Below are 17,860 nucleotides of genomic sequence, written 5' to 3'. Positions count from 1 at the left end.
CAGGCATGAACCGCATTCTTGAAAGTCTTGGCTGGACGGGTCGCTATCTCTGGGCGGGCTGGGCCGGGCTATCAGGCATTTTCTGTTTTCTCGCCGCCTGGCAGACCGGGCATGAGATTTATGGCTCTTTCATCCTGCCTTCGCCGGGTGAGACTTTCGCGGCGATCGGGCTTCTGGCGGCGCGGCCGGATTTTTTCGCCATCCTGTCACAGAGCGCCGTCAGGGCCCTGACCGGTTTTGCCATCGCCGCCGGCATCGGCACGGTGGCGGGTGTGCTGGCCGGTTATTCCTTCGCCGCCATGCGGCTGATGAAGCCTGTTGTCACCGTCCTGCTCGGCGTGCCACCCATCGGCTGGATCGTGCTGGCGCTCATCTGGTTCGGTTCGTCCGGTGGCACGGCCATCATGACCGTGGCGATCGCCTCGGCGCCGGTCTCCTTCGCCGGCGCGCTGGAAGGTGTCGCCAAGCGGGACCGGCAGCTGGAGGTGATGGCGCAGGCTTTCGGCGCTCCATGGTTTTACCGCCTGCGCACCGTCACCATGCCGCATGTGCTTTCCTATCTCTTTCCGGCATGGACGACCACGGCCGGCAGCGCCTGGAAAGTGACTGTCATGGCCGAGCTTCTGTCGAATTCCGGCGGCATTGGCGGCGAACTGGCAACCGCGAGGGCGCTGTTCGATATCGCCCAGGTCAGCGCCTGGCTCACCATCACGGTCGGCCTTGCCTTGCTGACCGATTACGGCCTGCTGCATCTGCTGCGCGAGGCGCTGGAACGCTGGCGCGCCGCCGGGCTGCCATGGGGTGTCAAACGATGAGCGACCATTTTGCCCTCAGTTTCGAACAGGTCGGCCACGCTTTTCTCGGCCGCAGCCTGTTTGAGAATTTCAATCTGAGCATCGCGCCGGGGGAAACCGTGGCGCTGCTCGGCCCCTCCGGCAGCGGCAAGACGACGATTTTGCAGATCGCGGCCGGCGTCATCGATCCCGTTCGCGGCCGGGTACAGCGCAATTACCGCCGGCAGGGGCTGGTGTTTCAGGAGCCGCGGCTGCTGCCATGGATGACATTGATCGACAATATCGCTTACGGGCTTGCGGCAGTCGGCATACCGAAACGGTTGCGGCGGGAGATCGCGGCGCAGTTTGCGCTGGAAGTCGGTCTGGAAGAAACGGATTTTCGTAAATATCCGGTCGAGCTTTCCGGCGGCATGCGCCAGCGCGCCGGTGTGGCGCGGGCGCTTGCCGTAGAGCCGGACATGCTGTTTCTGGACGAACCCTTCAGCGCCGTCGATGTGGGCCTGCGCCGCCATTTGCAGGAACTGCTGGTGATAGCTGCCCGTAAACGCGGCTTTTCCACCCTTCTCGTCACCCATGATCTTCACGAAGCGCTGCTGGTGGCCGACCGGCTGATCGTGCTCTCCGGCGTCGACGGCCGTGTCATCGCCGCGCATAGTCCGAACGGTTCGCCGGGCCGGCGCATGGCGCGCGCGGTTTTCGATGAGGCGGAATTGCTGGCCGAAAGCCCGGCCTTCTCCGAATTGTTTTCGGCAAAGGAGCGGATGAGATGAGACAGCCCCCCATCCTTTCGGAAGCTCTGCGGCTGTTTTTCCCTCTGGCGACCCTGCACGGCGCTGTCTGGCCGTTTTTGTGGGTCGTCATCGGCGGTTACGGCCTGCCTTTCGCCGACGCTGTTCCGCCGTCGCAATGGCATGCCCACGAAATGATTTTTGGCACCTATGGCATCGCGCTCGCCGGTTTTCTCGGCTCGGCAGTGCCTGAGTGGACCGATACAAAAACGGCTTCGGGCCGCACGTTGCTTGCTCTCGCCGGCCTCTGGTTGCCGGGTCGCCTGATCGGTTTTGTGGGGGCCGATGCGTGGAGCCTTCCGGGGGGCTTTTTCGATCTAGCATTCCTGCTCGCGCTGTCCGCCCTCATCGGCAGGGCGATGCTGGCGCGGCGAACGACGAAACATCTGGCCTTCCTCGTCTGGCTCATGCTGTTTGCGGCGGCGGAAGCGGGGGTGCGTTATGCCTGGTGGGCTGGCGATCTGGAACTCGCGACCCGCTGTCTGGAGGCGGCGCTGTGCATCTTCATCGTGCTTTTCTCCCTCTCGGCCGCCCGCATCAACGTCGTCGTCATCAATCTGGCGCTCGATCCGAGCGGCGAGACCACGCCTTACCGGCCACATCCCGGCCGCCAGCATATGGCGGGCGCCATGGTGACCCTGTACATGGCAGCAAAACTTCTGTTTCCGGAAAGCGACGTCTGCGCCTGGCTGGCGCTTGCGGCCGGTGCCGCGTTTTTCGACCGGCTGGCCGAATGGTTCATCGGCCGCGCCGCCTTCAGGACCGAGGTTCTGTTGCTGGCGCTCGGCAATGCCTTTGCCGGGGCGGGATTTCTGGTGCTCGGGGCGACGCGGCTCGGTTTTTCCGTTACGTCTGCCGCAGGGCTGCACCTGCTGTCGGTTGGCACGCTTGGCTGCGCCATCATGGCCGTCTTCATCATTGCCGGGCTCCGGCACACGGGCCGCGATCTGAAACATCTGCCCTGGCAGGCGCATGCGGCGACCGCCCTGATGGTGATGGCAGGCCTCATCCGCATCCTGCCCGAATTCGAATTCGCGGCATTCCTGTCACCCTATCATCACGGCCTCAGCGCAATATTGTGGGCCGCGAGTTTCGGCATCTGGCTTCAGGGCTTTCTGCCCTTCATGCGAGCACCTGGCACCGACGAGGCCGGCGCATGTGGTTGAGAACGCAGCTTGCCCCCGGCACCTCCGCCATCCCTTTTTTCTCTCTTGGTATCATTTGTTTATTTTTTCGGCAAAAGCACAACATGAAATCAGTGACTTAGGAGGGCGGTCTTGATGAATGTTAGCTTTGATAAATAATCAATAAAATCAAATTGTTGAATATTTCGGCCTTTTGGCCGATGATAACTCGAACCGAACAGGGAAACGCGAATATGCCTAAAATAGTCGCGCCTCTACACGCGGATGGAAAGCCGAGCCGGACGAAGGAGCTTATTGCCTTCGCCGTTCTGGCCTTTGGAATCTGGCCTGTGCTGGCGGTCGGATTTGTCGGAGCCTTTGGCTTCATCGTCTGGATGTTCCAGATCATTTACGGGCCGCCGGGACCGCCCGGCCATTGAGGGCGAAATGACGATGGAAGTCTCACTCAGCTGGCGCGATTTTCTGCGCGGCGGACAGAAACGGGAAATGCGTATCTGTCCCCCCGGGGTCGCGTTGAGCGACCTCGCCGCCTGCAGCGGTTGCGCAAAATGCGTTGAAGCCTGTCCCACCGGTATCATCACCATGTCAGGCGGTCTGCCTTCGGTGGATTTCTCCGCCGGGGAGTGCACCTTCTGCGGCAAGTGCGCGCAAGCCTGTCCCGAGCCGGTTTTTGCGACATCTGACGCACAAAGCTTCGATCACATCATGGCGATCGGCGAGGGGTGTCTCGCTTTTGGCAATGTCGATTGCCAGGCCTGCCGCGATGCCTGCCCGACCGAGGCTATCCGGTTTCGCCCCCGCCGCGGCGGCCCCTTCGTGCCCGCGCTTGTCGAGGAGGCCTGCACCGGCTGCGGGGCCTGCGTGTCTGTCTGCCCAGTCGGTGTGATCAAGATCAAGGAAACAGCCAGGGAGACGCAATATGCCTGAGAATACAGGCCGATATCATGTCTCAAGCGCTGTGGTTGCGGTGATGCCCCAGATGCGGGACGCCGTGTTTGCAACGCTCCTGACGCTCGACAATGTCGAGGTTCACGGCGAGGGCAACGGCAAGATTGTCATCGTCATAGACGGCACGAGCACCGGCATGCTGGGCGATACGCTCACTTATATTTCGACACTCGACGGTGTGATTGCCGCCAACATGGTTTTCGAACACGTCGATACAGAGGAGACAGGCGGCGATGAGCAGCGAACTGACGCGGCGTAATCTATTGAAGGCGCATGCCGCCGGCATTGCGGCGGCAACGGCGGGCATTGCGCTGCCGGCCGCCGCCCAGCCGGTGCCGGGCGGTGTTTCAGCATTGCAGATCAAATGGTCCAAGGCGCCCTGTCGTTTCTGCGGCACGGGCTGCGGTGTCATGGTCGGCGTCAAGGAAGGCAAGGTGGTTGCCACCCATGGTGACATGCAGGCGGAGGTCAATCGTGGCCTCAACTGCATCAAGGGCTATTTCCTGTCCAAGATCATGTATGGCAAGGACCGGCTGCAAACCCCGCTTCTACGCAAGAAAAACGGCGCCTATGCCAAGGACGGCGAATTCGAGCCTGTCAGCTGGGATGAGGCCTTCGATGTGATGGCGCAGCAGTGCAAGCGCGTGCTGAAGGAAAAGGGACCGACGGCCGTTGGCATGTTCGGCTCCGGCCAGTGGACCATCTTCGAAGGCTATGCGGCCACCAAGCTGATGCGCGCCGGCTTCCGTTCCAACAATCTCGACCCCAATGCCCGCCACTGCATGGCGTCGGCCGCTTATGCCTTCATGCGCACCTTCGGCATGGACGAGCCGATGGGGTGCTACGACGATTTCGAACATGCCGATGCCTTCGTGCTCTGGGGCTCGAACATGGCGGAGATGCATCCCATCCTGTGGACCCGCATCGCCGATCGGCGTCTGGGCTTTGACCACGTGAAGGTGGCGGTGCTTTCGACCTTCACCCATCGCAGCATGGATCTCGCCGATATCCCCATGGTCTTCAAGCCGGGCACGGACCTCGTCATCCTCAATTACATCGCCAACCACATCATCAAGACCGGGCGCGTCAACGAAGACTTCGTTAAGAACCACACGAAATTCGTACGCGGCGTCACCGATATCGGTTATGGCCTGCGGCCAGACAATCCGGTGGAGGTGAATGCCGCCAATTCCGCCGATCCGACCAAGACGGAAGCGATCGATTTCGAGACCTTCAAGGAATTTGTCTCCCAATACACGCTGGAAAAGACCGCCGCCATGACCGGGGTGGAAGCCGGTTTCCTGGAGGAACTGGCCGAGCTTTATGCCGACCCGAAACGCAAGGTCATGTCGCTCTGGACCATGGGTTTCAACCAGCATGTCCGCGGCGTCTGGGCCAACCAGATGGTCTATAACATCCATCTTTTGACCGGAAAGATTTCCGAGCCCGGTAACAGTCCGTTCTCGCTGACCGGCCAGCCCTCGGCCTGCGGCACGGCGCGTGAAGTGGGAACCTTCGCCCACCGCTTGCCGGCCGACATGACGGTGACCAACCCGGAACACCGAAAGCATGCCGAAGAAATCTGGCGCATTCCGCACGGCATCATCCCGGAAAAGCCGGGTTACCACGCCGTGCAGCAGGACCGCATGCTGCATGACGGCAAGCTGAATTTCTACTGGGTACAGGTCAACAACAACGTCCAGGCCGGCCCCAACACCAAGAACGAGACCTATCTGGGTTATCGCAACCCGGAAAACTTCATCGTGGTTTCGGATGCCTATCCGACCATCACCGCCATGAGCGCCGACCTCATTCTGCCCGCCGCCATGTGGGTGGAGAAGGAAGGGGCCTATGGCAATGCCGAGCGGCGCACCCATGTCTGGCACCAGCTGGTGGAGGCGACAGGCGAGGCGCGTTCCGATCTCTGGCAGTTGGTGGAGTTTTCCAAGCGCTTCACCACCGACGAGGTGTGGCCGGCGGAACTGCTGGACGCCAATCCTGACTATCGCGGCAAAACGCTGTTTGAGGTTCTCTACAAGGACTGCGATGTCGGCAAGTTCCCGCTGAGCGAGATCAACGCCGACTACCAGAATCAGGAATCCAGGGATTTCGGTTTTTATCTGCAAAAGGGTCTGTTCGAGGAATATGCCGCTTTCGGGCGCGGTCACGGCCACGATCTGGCGCCTTACGATGCCTATCACGAGGTGCGCGGCATGCGCTGGCCGGTGGTGGATGGCAAGGAAACGCTGTGGCGTTACCGCGAGGGTTATGACCCCTATGTCAAGCCGGGCGAGGGCGTGAAATTCTACGGCAACAAGGACGGCAAGGCGGTCATCATCGCCGTGCCTTACGAGCCGCCGGCGGAATCCCCCGATGAGGAATTCGACACCTGGCTGGTGACGGGTCGCGTGCTGGAGCACTGGCATTCCGGTTCCATGACCATGCGCGTACCGGAACTCTACAAGGCCTTTCCCGGCGCTCGCTGTTTCATGAATGCCGCGGATGCGCGCAAGCGCGGGCTCAATCAGGGTTCGGAAATCCGTATCGTCTCGCGCCGTGGCGAAATCCGCTCCCGCGTGGAAACGCGCGGCCGCAACCGCATGCCGCCCGGCGTCATCTTCGTTCCGTGGTTCGATGCCAGCCAGCTGATCAACAAGGTGACGCTCGACGCAACCGATCCCATCTCCAAGCAGACGGATTTCAAGAAATGCGCAGTCAAGATAGAGCCAGTCGCATGATCAGGAAACACGGATGGATCGCCGCCACGCTTCTGGTCGTGGCCTTGGCGACGGGGGCCGTTGCGCAGATGGTGCCGGAACTGTCCGGCCCGCGCGGCGACGCCATGAAAACCGAGCCCGCGAAACCCCTGCCGAAATGGGTGATCGACGATTTCAGGCGCATGCGCGCCTATCCCGAACAGCCGCCTGTCATCCCGCATTCGATTGACGGTTACCAACTGTCGGTCAACGCCAATCGCTGTCTCTCCTGTCACAAGCGCGAATTCACCCAGGATTCCGGCGCACCGATGATCAGCGTCACCCATTACATGACGCGCGAAGGCCAGATGCTGGCGGATGTCTCGCCGCGCCGTTATTTCTGCACCGCCTGCCATGTGCCGCAGGCCGATACGCGACCGCTCGTGCCCAACACGTTCGAGGACATGAGCACCATGGGCGTGAAACCGGCGGGTAGCGAATGATGATTGCCCGTATCAAAAAACTCTTCATCTGGCTCTGGGCGGTTCTGACCACGCCGGCGGGTACGCTCAGCCTCGCCTTCCTGACTCTTGGCGGTTTCGTCGGCGGGGTGATGTTCTGGGGCGCCTTCAACACCGCGCTGGAAATGACCAACAAGGAAGCTTTCTGCATTTCCTGCCACGAGATGCGCGCCAATGTTTATGAGGAGCTGACCCGGACGGTGCATTTCTCCAATCGCTCCGGCGTGCGTGCTTCCTGTCCGGATTGCCATGTGCCGCACGAATGGACCGACAAGATCGCCCGCAAGATGCAGGCTTCCAAGGAAGTCTGGGGCAAGATTTTCGGCACCATCGACACCCGCAAGAAATTCCTCGACAAGCGGCTGGAGCTTGCCCAGCACGAATGGTCGCGCCTGAAGGCCAATGACAGCCTGGAGTGCCGCAATTGCCACTCCTCCGTCGCCATGGACTTTACCAAACAGACGCAGCGCGCCGCCGATATTCATTCGAAATATCTGCTGACGGGCAAGGCCACCTGCATCGATTGCCACAAGGGCATCGCGCATGAGCTGCCGAATATGGAAGGCATCGACCCCGGCTGGAAAATGCCACCCGCGCTCAACGATGAACCGGGACAGACGGCGTCCGCGGTCGATGATCTGCGCCGGGCGATGAGCGATGTGCATCGGAACGTGTTCTAATCGGTCGGGCAAAACAAAACGCCGTGCAGGCTTTCGGATGCACGGCGTTTCTATGTTCTGAACCAGACCGCGGGTTGCACGCGGCCGGGTTTGCGTCAGATTTATGCCTCAGCCGATCTTCGCGTTGTCGTCGCGCTTGATGGCGATGACCGCCGAGCGCGGCAGTTTGCCTTCGCCGTCCGGGAAGGGAGCGTCGGGGTGCTGGATGCCGACGAAGTGGGTGCGCTTGTCGCCGGACCAGGTCTGGCCGGTGACTTCGGAACCCTTTGGGGCGGTCAGGAAGCGCTCGATACGGCCGGTGGCCGGGTCGCCCGCCAGCATCTGGTTGTTGCCCTGGCCAGCGAAGTTGCCTTCATTGCTGTCTTCGCCGTCGGTCTGAATCCAGAGCAGACCGGTGCTATCGAACATCATGCCATCAGGCGAGTTGAACATGTTGCCTTCGTTGATATTCGAGGAACCGGCATAGGCGTCCTTGTGAACGGCGGGATTGCCAGCCATGCAGAACAGGTCCCACTTGAACTTGGCGTCCGCATGGTCGTCATTTTCCGGATACCAGCGCACGATCTGGCCGTATTCGTTCTTTTCGCGCGGGTTGACGGCATTGATGGTCATGGCGTCGCCGCCGGCATTGGCGCGCAGCTTGCCGTCCTTCATTTCACCGCGGCGGCTGTTATTGGTCAGCGCGCAATAGGCTTCGATGGCAACCGGGTTGATGGCGACCCATTCCGGGCGGTCCATGGTCGTCGCACCCACCTTGGAAGCGGCCTGGCGGGTGAAGACGCAGATTTCGTCGATCTTCATGCCTGTGGTTTCCGGCGTGAGGGCCACCCATTCGCCAGCGCCGTCATCGGCGAACTTGGCGACATGGAGCGTGCCTTCGTCAAGCAGCTTGGAAGTGTCGCCGCCCGGCACATAGATGCCGTTGGAGACGAATTTATAGAGGAACTCGCCACGCTCGTCGTCACCCATATAAACGACGACGCGGCCGTCACGGGCAATGACCACGGCGGCGTTTTCGTGCTTGATGCGGCCAAGCGCAGTACGCTTGATCGGGGTGGACTTGGCGTCCGAAGGATCGATCTCGACCACGTAACCGGCGCGGCGCGGCTCGTTCGGGTTCTTGGCGACGTCGAAACGCGCGTCGAACTTCTCATAGGCATAACGCGTCTCCGCGACGATGCCATAACGCTTGTAGTCGTCAGGCAGCTTGAAGGCGGCGTCAGCGGTGCCGAAATAGCCGTTGAAGTTTTCCTCGCAGGTGAGGTAGGTGCCCCAGGGCGTGCGGCCGGCACCGCAATTGTTGAAGGTGCCAAGACAGTCGACACCATCAGGATCGGCGGCGGTCTTGACGAGATCGGAACCGGCGGCCGGGCCGGAAAGCTTCATCGGCGTGTTGTGGTGGATACGGCGGTTGAACGGGCTGTCGAGAACGATCTCCCAGCCATCCTTGCCTTCGGCGACTTCCATGACGGTGACACCCTGCATGTTCTGCAGGATCTTCACGTCGTCGGCCGTCTTCGGATTGCCTTTTTCGGCATGCGGCAGGTTGATTTCCGGGTTCACATATTCATGGTTGACGGCGATCAGCTGGTGGGCGCCGACCATGAACAATTCCATGCCATCGGTGTTCTCGCCGAACACCTTCTCGGAGTTCTCGACGCTGACGCCCTTGGCGGGGTCGAGATCGGGAACGTTGGAAAACAGCGGCTGGCCCCATTTGGCAACCGGCTTCCAGCTATAGCCTTCCGGGACGTGAATGGTATGGTCGGTCGCAGCCGCCACCGGCTTGAACTGGAAGCGCGAGGTCGCTGCCTGCGCCGCTTCGGCCGAGGTGCTGCTCATCAGGTTGCCGAGCGTGCCCATGGCGGCCGCGGCCGAACCGAAGGCAAGTACGCCACCGAGAAAGCCGCGCCGGGAAATCGCGCTTTCAACCACACGGTCGAAATCGGTTTCGGCCGGCGGCGGGTTTTGCAGTTCGTCCCACTCGTCCCAGGACAGCTTGCTCGTATCGATGTCGGTCATGTCGTGTCTCCACCGTTCAATGTTTGGAATCATTCCAACAGGCTGCGTATCGTCTGAGTGTTTCACTCGGATGACGGGAAGAACGACTTAAAATATGAACTTTGGAGACCAAAATCGCGCAATTTTCTCTCAATGCGGGAGAAGGACGCGGGTGAGAAGAAGGCCTTCGAAATGGCCAAAGCGGAAGGGAACCTCCGTTCCTTTGCGCCATCCGCCGTCCAGATCGGCGGTCAACCGCAGGGCTCCCGAACCATTTTCATCGTAGGCGGATAATTCTGCCGCCTCGAAAAAGAAAAGCCGTTTGACAGTTGGGTAAAGCGCCTTGAACAGGCTCTCCTTGGCCGAAAAAATCAGTCCGGTCATGAATGGATCGATGACGTTGCCGAGGCTGTGAAGCTCCTGATTTGTCAGGGTCTGCGTTGCGATATCACCGGCTTCCTCTTCGCTCAAAAGCTTCTCGATATCGATGCCGATGCCGCAAAACCTGCCGCCGGCGCCGGCAAGGGCGATCGCCCGGTCACCGCTGTGGGAAATCGCGCCGACCACGCCTTCAGGCCAGATCGGCGCACGGTCTTCCCCCATCCCGGGAGATACTGCCTGCCCGGTGAGGCGACGTATGGCTTCCGCCGCGCATCGGCGTCCCGCCAGAAACTCCGCCTTGCGTTTGGGCACTGCCCGCAGAAGCTGCGGCGGTAGGGAAGCGGCCATATCGGCGGTGGGTTCTTCGTCAGTGCTATAGCGAAGAGTGAGGCAATGGCATTCGCCGCTGTTATCCGGCCACGGCCAGACGGCCGCCGGTGCAGCATCGGGAAAGGTGTCGTTATGAGATGCCGGCACGATCGCCATAATCTTCCCCTTGTTTTTCCGGTCGGGTCGGGCCGCAGATATCGCCTCGTCAATCAGGACCGGAGAGAAACGGCATCCTATCGGCCATATCATCCGGTCTTGCAATCCCCTCGCCAAGTGCTTGGAACGTCAGCATCCGAGTTCGAAAACAAAAGGCCTTCGAAGCGATCTTCGAAGGCCTTTTCCTGGTGTAGGGGATGCGGATGAAACCTCAGAAAAACGCCTGGATGCCCGTCTGCGCCCGGCCGAGGATCAGCGCGTGCACGTCATGCGTGCCCTCATAGGTGTTGACGGTTTCAAGATTCTGGGCGTGACGCATGACGTGATATTCGATCTGGATGCCGTTGCCGCCATGCATGTCGCGGGCCTGACGGGCGATATCCAGCGCCTTGCCGCAATTGTTGCGCTTGACGATTGAGATCATTTCCGGCGCCATCTTATGCTCGTCCATCAGCCGGCCGACGCGCAGCGATGCCTGAAGGCCGAGCGCGATTTCGGTCTGCATGTCGGCGAGCTTCTTCTGGTAAAGCTGCGTGCCGGCGAGCGGCTTGCCGAACTGCTTGCGGTCGAGGCCATATTGGCGGGAACGGAACCAGCAATCTTCCGCAGCCCCCATCACGCCCCAGGAAATGCCGTAGCGGGCGCGGTTGAGGCAGCCGAACGGGCCTTTGAGGCCGGAAACATTCGGAAGCAGGGCATCTTCGCCGACTTCCACGCCATCCATGACGATCTCGCCTGTTATCGAGGCGCGCAGCGACAGCTTGCCGCCGATCTTGGGGGCGGAAAGACCCTTCATGCCCTTTTCCAGCACGAAACCCCTGATCTCATTGTCATGCGCTTCGGATTTCGCCCAGACGACGAAAACATCGGCGATCGGCGCGTTGGAAATCCACATTTTCGAACCGCGCAGGCGATAACCGCCGGCGATCTTTTCGGCGCGGGTCTTCATGCCACCGGGATCGGAGCCGGCATCCGGCTCGGTCAGGCCGAAACAGCCGATCAGTTCGCCGGAAACGAGGCCTGGCAGGTATTTCTTCTTCTGTTCGTCCGAGCCGTAAGCGAAGATCGGGTGAATGACGAGCGAGGACTGCACGCTCATCATCGAGCGGTAACCGCTGTCGATCCGCTCCACTTCGCGGGCGACGAGGCCGTAAGCCACATAGCTGGCATTGGCCGCGCCATATTCTTCCGGCAGGGTGACGCCGAGCAGGCCGGTGCGTCCCATCAGACGGAAGAGTTCCGGTTCGGTGGTTTCGGAAAGATAGGCTTCCGAGATGCGCGGCAGCAGTTCGGATTTGCCGAAGGCCTCGGCGCTGTCGCGGATCATCCGCTCATCATCGGTCAGTTGGTCTTCGAGCAGAAAAGGGTCCTGCCAATTAAATGCTGCGCGTTCGCTCACTGTGTGCCTCCGGATTTGCTGGCCGGATTATTCTTATCCCAACCGTCGCGCACAAGCCATGTTTACTCATTTTTGCATTACCTATAGTAATAGGTCATGACGTCTCTCAGCCGTAAACTCCTGCCCTCCACCAGTGCGCTTGCCGCCTTTGATTCCGTTGCCCGGCTTGGCAGTTTTTCGGCCGCCGCCGATGAGCTGGCGCTGACGCAAGGGGCGATCAGCCGGCAGGTTATGTCACTGGAAGAACAGCTTGGCGTGCGGCTTTTCGAGCGCGGTGCGCGCGGCGTGGCGCTGACGACCGAGGGCCGCGCTTATGCAAAATCCATCGCGGCGGCGCTTGGCGAAATACGCTCCGCCTCGTTGCAGATCATGACCAAAACGCATGGCAATACGCTGAACCTCGCCATGTTGCCCACCTTCGGCACCCGCTGGCTTTTGCCGCGCATCCCGGATTTTGTGGCAAACCATCCGGAAATCACCATCAATTTCGCCACCCGCATCGGCCAGTTCGATTTCGAGCGCGAGCAGCTGGATATGGCGATCCATATCGGCCAGGCCGACTGGCCGGGGGCGGAAAGCACCTTTCTCATGCATGAAATGGTCGCGCCGGTTTGCAGCCCGCAATTCCTCAGCGCCCACCCGGTGGAAAAGGGAGAAGATATCGCTGCCCTGCCATTGCTGCATATGGCCTCGCGGCCGGGAGCCTGGGGCCACTGGTTCGAAAGCCTAGGCCTGTCGCTCGCTTTGCCACAGGGCATGCGGTTCGAGCAGTTCTCAAGCGTGGCGCAGGCGTGCATTGCCGGGCTTGGCGTGGCGCTGATGCCGCTGTTTCTGATCGATAACGAGCTGAAATCGAAGCAACTGGTGAAAGCCTTCGATCATCAGGCGAGAAGCCCCAGTTCCTATTATGCGGTGGCGCCGCTTTCGCGTGCCAATCACGCCCCGGTCGTGCTGTTTCGGGATTGGTTGGTGCGGCAGGTGGAGGCTTATCGCGCGGCCGGCACCCAGGGCTTGTGAAAATAATCGCTCTTTTTTCGGGCATTTAACCCTTGTGCCCAGCTTTTCGCCGCATTTCGCCGGCGAAGGACTCGACAGCGGCGCGCGCCTCGCTTATCCTGATTAAACGTTTAATCAGTCTTTCCGGACAATCCATGGCGTCTTCACGGCCTGCCACCAATCTGAGCGCGATAGCAGCGGCACTCGGCGTGTCGGTGGCAACGGTGTCCAATGCGCTCTCCGGCAAGGGGCGTGTTTCACCCGATCTGGTGGAGCGCATTCGCACGACGGCGAGTGAACTGGGTTATGTGCCGAGTTCGGCGGGCAGGGCGTTGCGCACCGGCAGATCAGGCGTTTTGGGGCTCGTCCTGCCCGATATCGCCAACCCTCTTTTCCCGCAGATCGCGCAGGCCATTGAAAAAGCAGCAGTCTCTGCCGGTTATGGCGTGCTGATTGCCGATGCGCGCGGCGAGATCGCCATGCAGACGGATGCCATCAACCGGCTGATCGAGCGCGGAGTGGACGGCATGGTCATCGTTCCCCGCCGCGGCACGCGCATCTCCGGCGTCGATTGCCCTGTCGCCATCATCGACAGCCCTTCCACGCCTGGAAATACCGTCGCCGCCGACCATTGGGATGGCGGCCGGCAGGTGGGTGACTATCTGGCAAGCCTCGGCCACCGCAAGGTGGTGCTGGTGGGCAAGAACAGGGATTCCAACGTGCAGAACGACCGTCTCGGCGGCATTCGCGATGGTCTCGGCAAGGCCTGTGTGACCCGGACGCTCTGGATCGACAGCATCGAAGAGGCTGACGGTGCGGGCTGCCGGCTGGGGCTTGCCGATCTGGTGGCGGATGGTTTCACCGCCTTTGCCGCCATTTCCGACCTGCATGCGCTGCGCGCGCTCACCGAATTGCAGCGCGAGGGCATCGAGGTGCCGGAAGAGGCAAGCGTCACCGGTTTCGACGATCTCATTTTCTCCGCCGTAGTCACCCCGCCGCTCACGACCATGCGCATGGATATGGGTCGCATCGCCGATCTGGCCGTCGGGGCGTTGCTGCGCGCCATCGACAGCGCCGGTGACAACGGTGTCGCCATCGATGTGACGGCGGAAATCTCGAAAGTACCGATGGCGCTGATCATGCGCGGTTCCACCGGCAAGACAAAGCATGATGCGATTGAAGCCAAAAAAACGACAGCAGGAGAACTCACACCATGAAAAAAATCATTCTTGCATCGGGCACCGCCCTGATGCTGACGATGGGAGCGGCGCAGGCTGAGGACAAGACGCTGACGATTTCCGTCTACGCCTTTGCGCAGGATGAATTCAAGGAACTGGTCTATACGCCGTTTGAAGCCAAATGCGGCTGCAAGCTCGTCGTCGAAACTGGCAACAGCGTCGAGCGTCTTGCCAAGATGGAAGCCAACAAGGCCAATCCGGTGGTCGATCTCGCCATCGTCTCCATGGCCGATGCGCTATCAGCCACCCGCAAGGACCTGATCCAGAAGATCGATGCGTCCAAGGTTCCGAATATCGAAAAGCTCTATGACATCGCCAAGGATCCGAATGGCGACGGCATGAGCGTCGGCGTCAATTTCTACGCGACCTCCATCGTCTACCGCACCGACAAGATGAAGATCGACAGCTGGGCCGATCTTTTGAAGGACGGTATTGTCGATCACGTCGCTTTCCCGAACGTTACCACCAATCAGGGCCCGCCGGCGCTTTATATGCTGGGCAAGGCGATCGGCAAGGATACGCCTGATCTTGCCGGCGCGATCGAAGCCGTGGGCGAGAAGAAAGACGATATCGTCACCTTCTACGTCAAGTCTTCGCAGCTGGTGCAGCTGATGCAGCAGGAAGAAATCTGGGCAGCCCCCATTGGCCGTTTCTCCTGGGCGCCTTTCACCAAGCTCGATCTGCCGCTTGCCTGGGCAACGCCCAAGGAAGGCCAGACCGGCGGCATGAACGTGCTCGTCGTGCCGAAGGGCGGAAAGAACGAGGAGCTTGCGCTGCAATTCATGGATTTCTGGCTGTCGACCGACGTTCAGAAGGCGCTGGCGGAAAAGCTGGTGGACAGCCCGACCAACAGAGAGGTCAAGGTTTCAGACGAGGTCGCGAACAACATCACCTATGGTGACGAAACTGCCCGCAGCCTGCAGCTCATTCCTTCCGACGTGACGCTCGATAACCGCGACAAGTGGCTGTCGGAGTGGAATTCCAAGGTCGGCCAGTAAGTCCTTTCACCGTTTGGAATGGGGCATCGAAACGTCCGAAAGGGCGGCTCCATTCCGGGAAAAGCGGTTCGGTCGTCCCCTGACCGCTTTTCCACCCTCTTTTCGCAGGCCGCTCCTTCCGGCTGCCATAACAACCGGCCTTCAGGCCGCTCAGGGAATAAACCCATGTTTCAGAACCGGGCCGAAGCGCTGGCGCTTGCCTTGCCCGCCGCAATTTTCGCGGCGGCGGTCTTTCTTGTGCCGGTCTTCATGCTTCTGTCGGAGGGTTTTCGGACCGCGGACGGCTGGACATTGTCGGCCTATGCCGCCTTCTTTTCCGATCCGCTGAACCAGACGGTTTTCCTGCGCACGCTGAAGCTCGGCGCGCTCGTCACCGTCGTCTCGGCGGTGGTGGGGTATGCTGCGGCTTTCGCGATCGTCAACCTATCGCCGGGCAAGAAGGGCCATGTGGTCAATCTCGTCGTGCTGCCGCTGATGATTTCGCCGGTCGCCCGCACCTATGCCTGGATCGTCATTCTCGGCAGAACCGGCATCGTCAATCAGGCGCTGCAGGCCGTCGGCCTGAGCGACGCGCCGATCCGCATCTTGTTTTCCGAAACGGCTGTCTTCATCGGCCTTCTGCAACTGTTCCTGCCGCTGATGATCATTTCGCTGATCAGCGCGCTCGAAAACATGCCGAAGGATACGATCGCGGCCGCCCGCGTGCTCGGCGCCAACTGGTTTCAGGTGTTCTGGAAAGTCATCCTGCCGCTTACCAAGGAAGGGCTGGTGGTCGGCGGCACGCTGGTCTTTACCGGTTCGCTGACGGCCTATATCACGCCTGCCATTCTCGGTGGTTCGAAGGTGCTGATGCTGGAAACCCTGCTTTACCAGCAGGTGACGGTCTCTAACAACTTCGTCGCCGCCAGCGTCATCGCCTTCATTCTTATCGTCATGAGCTTTGCCGCCAATATCCTGCTGAAGCGAATTGCCACCGCAAGGAACAAGAAATGACCCGGCAGCTCTTCATTCCGCTCACGCTTCTTCTTGTCGTCGGCTTCCTCATCGGGCCGTTCCTCATCATCGTCGCCGCCTCGTTTTCGGCGGGCGATACGCTCGCCTTTCCGCCGCAGGGCTTTTCGCTGAAATGGATCGCCAAGGTCTTCACGGTCGAAAGCTTCCGCGAGAGTTTTGCGATGTCGATGTTCCTCGCCATCGGCGGCACGTTTACGGCGCTTATCCTCGGCATTCCCGCTTCCTACGCCATGTCGCGCTACAAGCTGCCCTTTGCCGAGACCGTGCGCACCATCGTTTCCGCGCCGATCATCGTGCCCGGCATCATCGTCGGCTTAGCGCTGCTGCGGTATTTCGTCGTGCCTTTCGGCATCGGCATCACGCTTGCTTTGTTTCTCGCCCACACCGCGCTCATTCTGCCCTATGCGGTGCGGGTCGTGTCGGCCAGCCTCAACAACCTGCGGTCCGATATAGAGGAGGCGGCGGTGCTGCTTGGCTCGTCGCGGCTCGGTGCCTTTTTCCGGGTGGTGCTGCCGAATATTCGCGGCGGCATCCTGTCCGCTTTCATTCTCGGTTTCGTGACGAGTTTCAACCAGGTGCCGGTATCGCTGTTCCTGTCCGGTCCCGGCGTGCGCACGCTGCCCATCGACATGCTGGGCTACATGGAAATCGTCTTTGACCCTTCCGTTGCAGCCCTTTCCTCGCTGCTCGCCTTCCTTTCCATCGGCATCGTCTTCATGGCCGAACGTTTCCTGGGGTTCTCCCGATATGTCTGACGCAAATTATCTTTCGCTCAACAAAGTCTCGCTCGCTTACGGCAACAGCATTGCCGTCAAGGATCTGGATCTCGATATCCGCAAGGGCGAACTGCTCGCCCTTCTCGGGCCTTCCGGCTGCGGCAAGACAACGACGATGCGCGCCATTGCCGGGCTGATGCCGGTGGCAAGCGGGCGTATCGATCTCGATGGCGTCGATATCACTCGCGTCGCGGCCAACAAGCGCGCCGTTGGTCTGGTCTTCCAGTCCTATGCGCTATTCCCGCATCTGACTGTGTATGAAAACGTCGCCTTCGGCCTGAAACTCAAAGGCATGAGCGGCAAGACGCTTGATGATAAGGTGGCCTCCGGCCTCAAATCGGTAGGCTTGTCCAATTTCGCCTCCCGCAAGCCGGCGGAACTTTCCGGCGGCCAGCAGCAGCGCGTGGCGCTGGCGCGCTCCATGGTCATGGAGCCGAAGGTACTGCTGCTCGACGAGCCGCTCTCCAACCTCGATGCCCGCCTGCGCCTTGAAATGCGCACCGAATTGCAGCGCGTGCAGAAGGAAACCGGCGTGACGATGATCTTCGTCACCCATGACCAGATCGAGGCTTTGGCGCTCGCCGACCGCATTGTCGTCATGAAGGGCGGCAAGATTGAGCAGATCGGCACGCCGGAGGAAATTTATAACGCGCCGGTTTCGTCCTTCGTGGCTGACTTCGTCGGCTTCGAAAACATCTTCGCGCTTGATGGCGGCGCGTTGAAAACCGCGAACGGCACAACACCGCTTCCCGGACCAGTCGGTTCAGCATCCGGACTGGCCTGGCGGCCGCGCATGGTAACCCTTGGTTCAGGTCCTTTCCAGGGAACCGTGCGCGGCACATCCTTTGCAGGCAACAGCCGCGAATATCTGCTCGATACGCCGCTTGGCCCCATCAAGGCGGAAACCGATGCCGTCCTTGCTGCGCACGCCATCGGTGATACGCTCGCCTTCGACCTGCCGGTCGAAAAGGCGGCAAGCCTGAAGGTGTTTGGCTGATC

Annotated in this window: 18 protein-coding genes; 15 read left to right on the top strand and 3 right to left on the bottom strand. The window is 60.6% G+C overall.

Annotated elements, in window-relative coordinates:
• The first annotated feature begins 5 nt into the window (after nt 1-5).
• The 9 genes from O8B93_RS05305 (at nt 6) to O8B93_RS05265 (ending at nt 7,572) form a co-directional block, all read left to right on the top strand.
• On the top strand, nt 6-815 hold the full coding sequence (locus tag O8B93_RS05305; protein WP_269708765.1) for an ABC transporter permease: 810 nt from the start codon (nt 6-8) through the stop codon (nt 813-815).
• A complete protein-coding gene (locus O8B93_RS05300; RefSeq protein WP_269708763.1) occupies nt 812-1,564 on the top strand; it encodes an ATP-binding cassette domain-containing protein in 753 nt (250 codons plus the stop codon). The genes O8B93_RS05305 and O8B93_RS05300 overlap by 4 nt, the downstream gene beginning before the upstream one ends.
• Entirely contained in the window at nt 1,561-2,748 is a 1,188-nt protein-coding gene (locus O8B93_RS05295) for an NnrS family protein (protein ID WP_269708762.1), read from the top strand. Before O8B93_RS05300 ends, O8B93_RS05295 begins: the two co-directional genes overlap by 4 nt.
• 212 nt (nt 2,749-2,960) lie before the next feature.
• Nucleotides 2,961-3,146, top strand: coding sequence for a periplasmic nitrate reductase, NapE protein (gene napE, locus O8B93_RS05290; RefSeq protein WP_269708761.1), 186 nt, complete (start codon nt 2,961-2,963; stop codon nt 3,144-3,146).
• Nucleotides 3,147-3,153: 7 nt separating this feature from the next.
• Nucleotides 3,154-3,654: a ferredoxin-type protein NapF gene (gene napF / locus O8B93_RS05285; protein WP_269708760.1), complete on the top strand. Its 501-nt coding sequence runs from the start codon at nt 3,154-3,156 to the stop codon at nt 3,652-3,654.
• On the top strand, nt 3,647-3,934 hold the full coding sequence (locus O8B93_RS05280; RefSeq protein WP_052819247.1) for a chaperone NapD: 288 nt from the start codon (nt 3,647-3,649) through the stop codon (nt 3,932-3,934). Before napF ends, O8B93_RS05280 begins: the two co-directional genes overlap by 8 nt.
• Nucleotides 3,909-6,413: a periplasmic nitrate reductase subunit alpha gene (napA, locus tag O8B93_RS05275; RefSeq protein ID WP_269708758.1), complete on the top strand. Its 2,505-nt coding sequence runs from the start codon at nt 3,909-3,911 to the stop codon at nt 6,411-6,413. The genes O8B93_RS05280 and napA overlap by 26 nt, the downstream gene beginning before the upstream one ends.
• Nucleotides 6,383-6,874, top strand: coding sequence for a nitrate reductase cytochrome c-type subunit (locus tag O8B93_RS05270; RefSeq protein ID WP_010973823.1), 492 nt, complete (start codon nt 6,383-6,385; stop codon nt 6,872-6,874). The genes napA and O8B93_RS05270 overlap by 31 nt, the downstream gene beginning before the upstream one ends.
• A gap of 2 nt (nt 6,875-6,876) precedes the next feature.
• Nucleotides 6,877-7,572 (top strand): cytochrome c3 family protein, encoded by a 696-nt coding sequence (locus tag O8B93_RS05265; protein ID WP_269709029.1) that lies wholly within the window; start codon nt 6,877-6,879, stop codon nt 7,570-7,572.
• A 108-nt stretch (nt 7,573-7,680) separates the two neighbouring features.
• Here the strand turns inward: O8B93_RS05265 and O8B93_RS05260 are convergent, their stop codons facing one another.
• From O8B93_RS05260 to O8B93_RS05250, 3 genes are all read right to left on the bottom strand, one after another.
• The gene (locus tag O8B93_RS05260) at nt 7,681-9,594 is read right to left on the bottom strand and encodes a PhoX family protein (protein WP_269708757.1); all 1,914 of its coding nucleotides are present in this window, start codon (nt 9,592-9,594) and stop codon (nt 7,681-7,683) included.
• Nucleotides 9,595-9,723: 129 nt separating this feature from the next.
• Nucleotides 9,724-10,440, bottom strand: coding sequence for a 4'-phosphopantetheinyl transferase family protein (locus O8B93_RS05255; protein ID WP_269708756.1), 717 nt, complete (start codon nt 10,438-10,440; stop codon nt 9,724-9,726).
• A gap of 211 nt (nt 10,441-10,651) precedes the next feature.
• A complete protein-coding gene (locus O8B93_RS05250; protein WP_269708754.1) occupies nt 10,652-11,839 on the bottom strand; it encodes an acyl-CoA dehydrogenase in 1,188 nt (395 codons plus the stop codon).
• 96 nt (nt 11,840-11,935) lie between these two features.
• Between O8B93_RS05250 and O8B93_RS05245 the strand changes: the two genes are divergently transcribed.
• The 6 genes from O8B93_RS05245 to O8B93_RS05220 all read left to right on the top strand — a co-directional run bounded on the left by O8B93_RS05245 (nt 11,936) and on the right by O8B93_RS05220 (nt 17,858).
• Nucleotides 11,936-12,856, top strand: coding sequence for a LysR family transcriptional regulator (locus O8B93_RS05245; RefSeq protein WP_269708752.1), 921 nt, complete (start codon nt 11,936-11,938; stop codon nt 12,854-12,856).
• 134 nt (nt 12,857-12,990) lie between these two features.
• A complete protein-coding gene (locus O8B93_RS05240) occupies nt 12,991-14,052 on the top strand; it encodes a LacI family DNA-binding transcriptional regulator (RefSeq protein ID WP_269708751.1) in 1,062 nt (353 codons plus the stop codon).
• A complete protein-coding gene (locus O8B93_RS05235) occupies nt 14,049-15,071 on the top strand; it encodes an ABC transporter substrate-binding protein (RefSeq protein WP_269708750.1) in 1,023 nt (340 codons plus the stop codon). Before O8B93_RS05240 ends, O8B93_RS05235 begins: the two co-directional genes overlap by 4 nt.
• Before the next feature lie 165 nt (nt 15,072-15,236).
• On the top strand, nt 15,237-16,064 hold the full coding sequence (locus O8B93_RS05230; RefSeq protein WP_269708749.1) for an ABC transporter permease: 828 nt from the start codon (nt 15,237-15,239) through the stop codon (nt 16,062-16,064).
• Nucleotides 16,061-16,840, top strand: coding sequence for an ABC transporter permease (locus tag O8B93_RS05225; protein ID WP_006315562.1), 780 nt, complete (start codon nt 16,061-16,063; stop codon nt 16,838-16,840). The genes O8B93_RS05230 and O8B93_RS05225 overlap by 4 nt, the downstream gene beginning before the upstream one ends.
• A complete protein-coding gene (locus tag O8B93_RS05220) occupies nt 16,833-17,858 on the top strand; it encodes an ABC transporter ATP-binding protein (protein WP_269708746.1) in 1,026 nt (341 codons plus the stop codon). The genes O8B93_RS05225 and O8B93_RS05220 overlap by 8 nt, the downstream gene beginning before the upstream one ends.
• Nucleotides 17,859-17,860: the final 2 nt, after the last annotated feature.

The sequence above is a fragment of the Martinezella rhizogenes genome, from assembly GCF_027460065.1.
GTDB classification, from domain to species: Bacteria; Pseudomonadota; Alphaproteobacteria; order Rhizobiales; family Rhizobiaceae; genus Agrobacterium; species Agrobacterium rhizogenes_C.
Note: the sequence above shows the minus strand (reverse complement) of the source record. Positions and strands in the feature narration are given on the sequence as shown.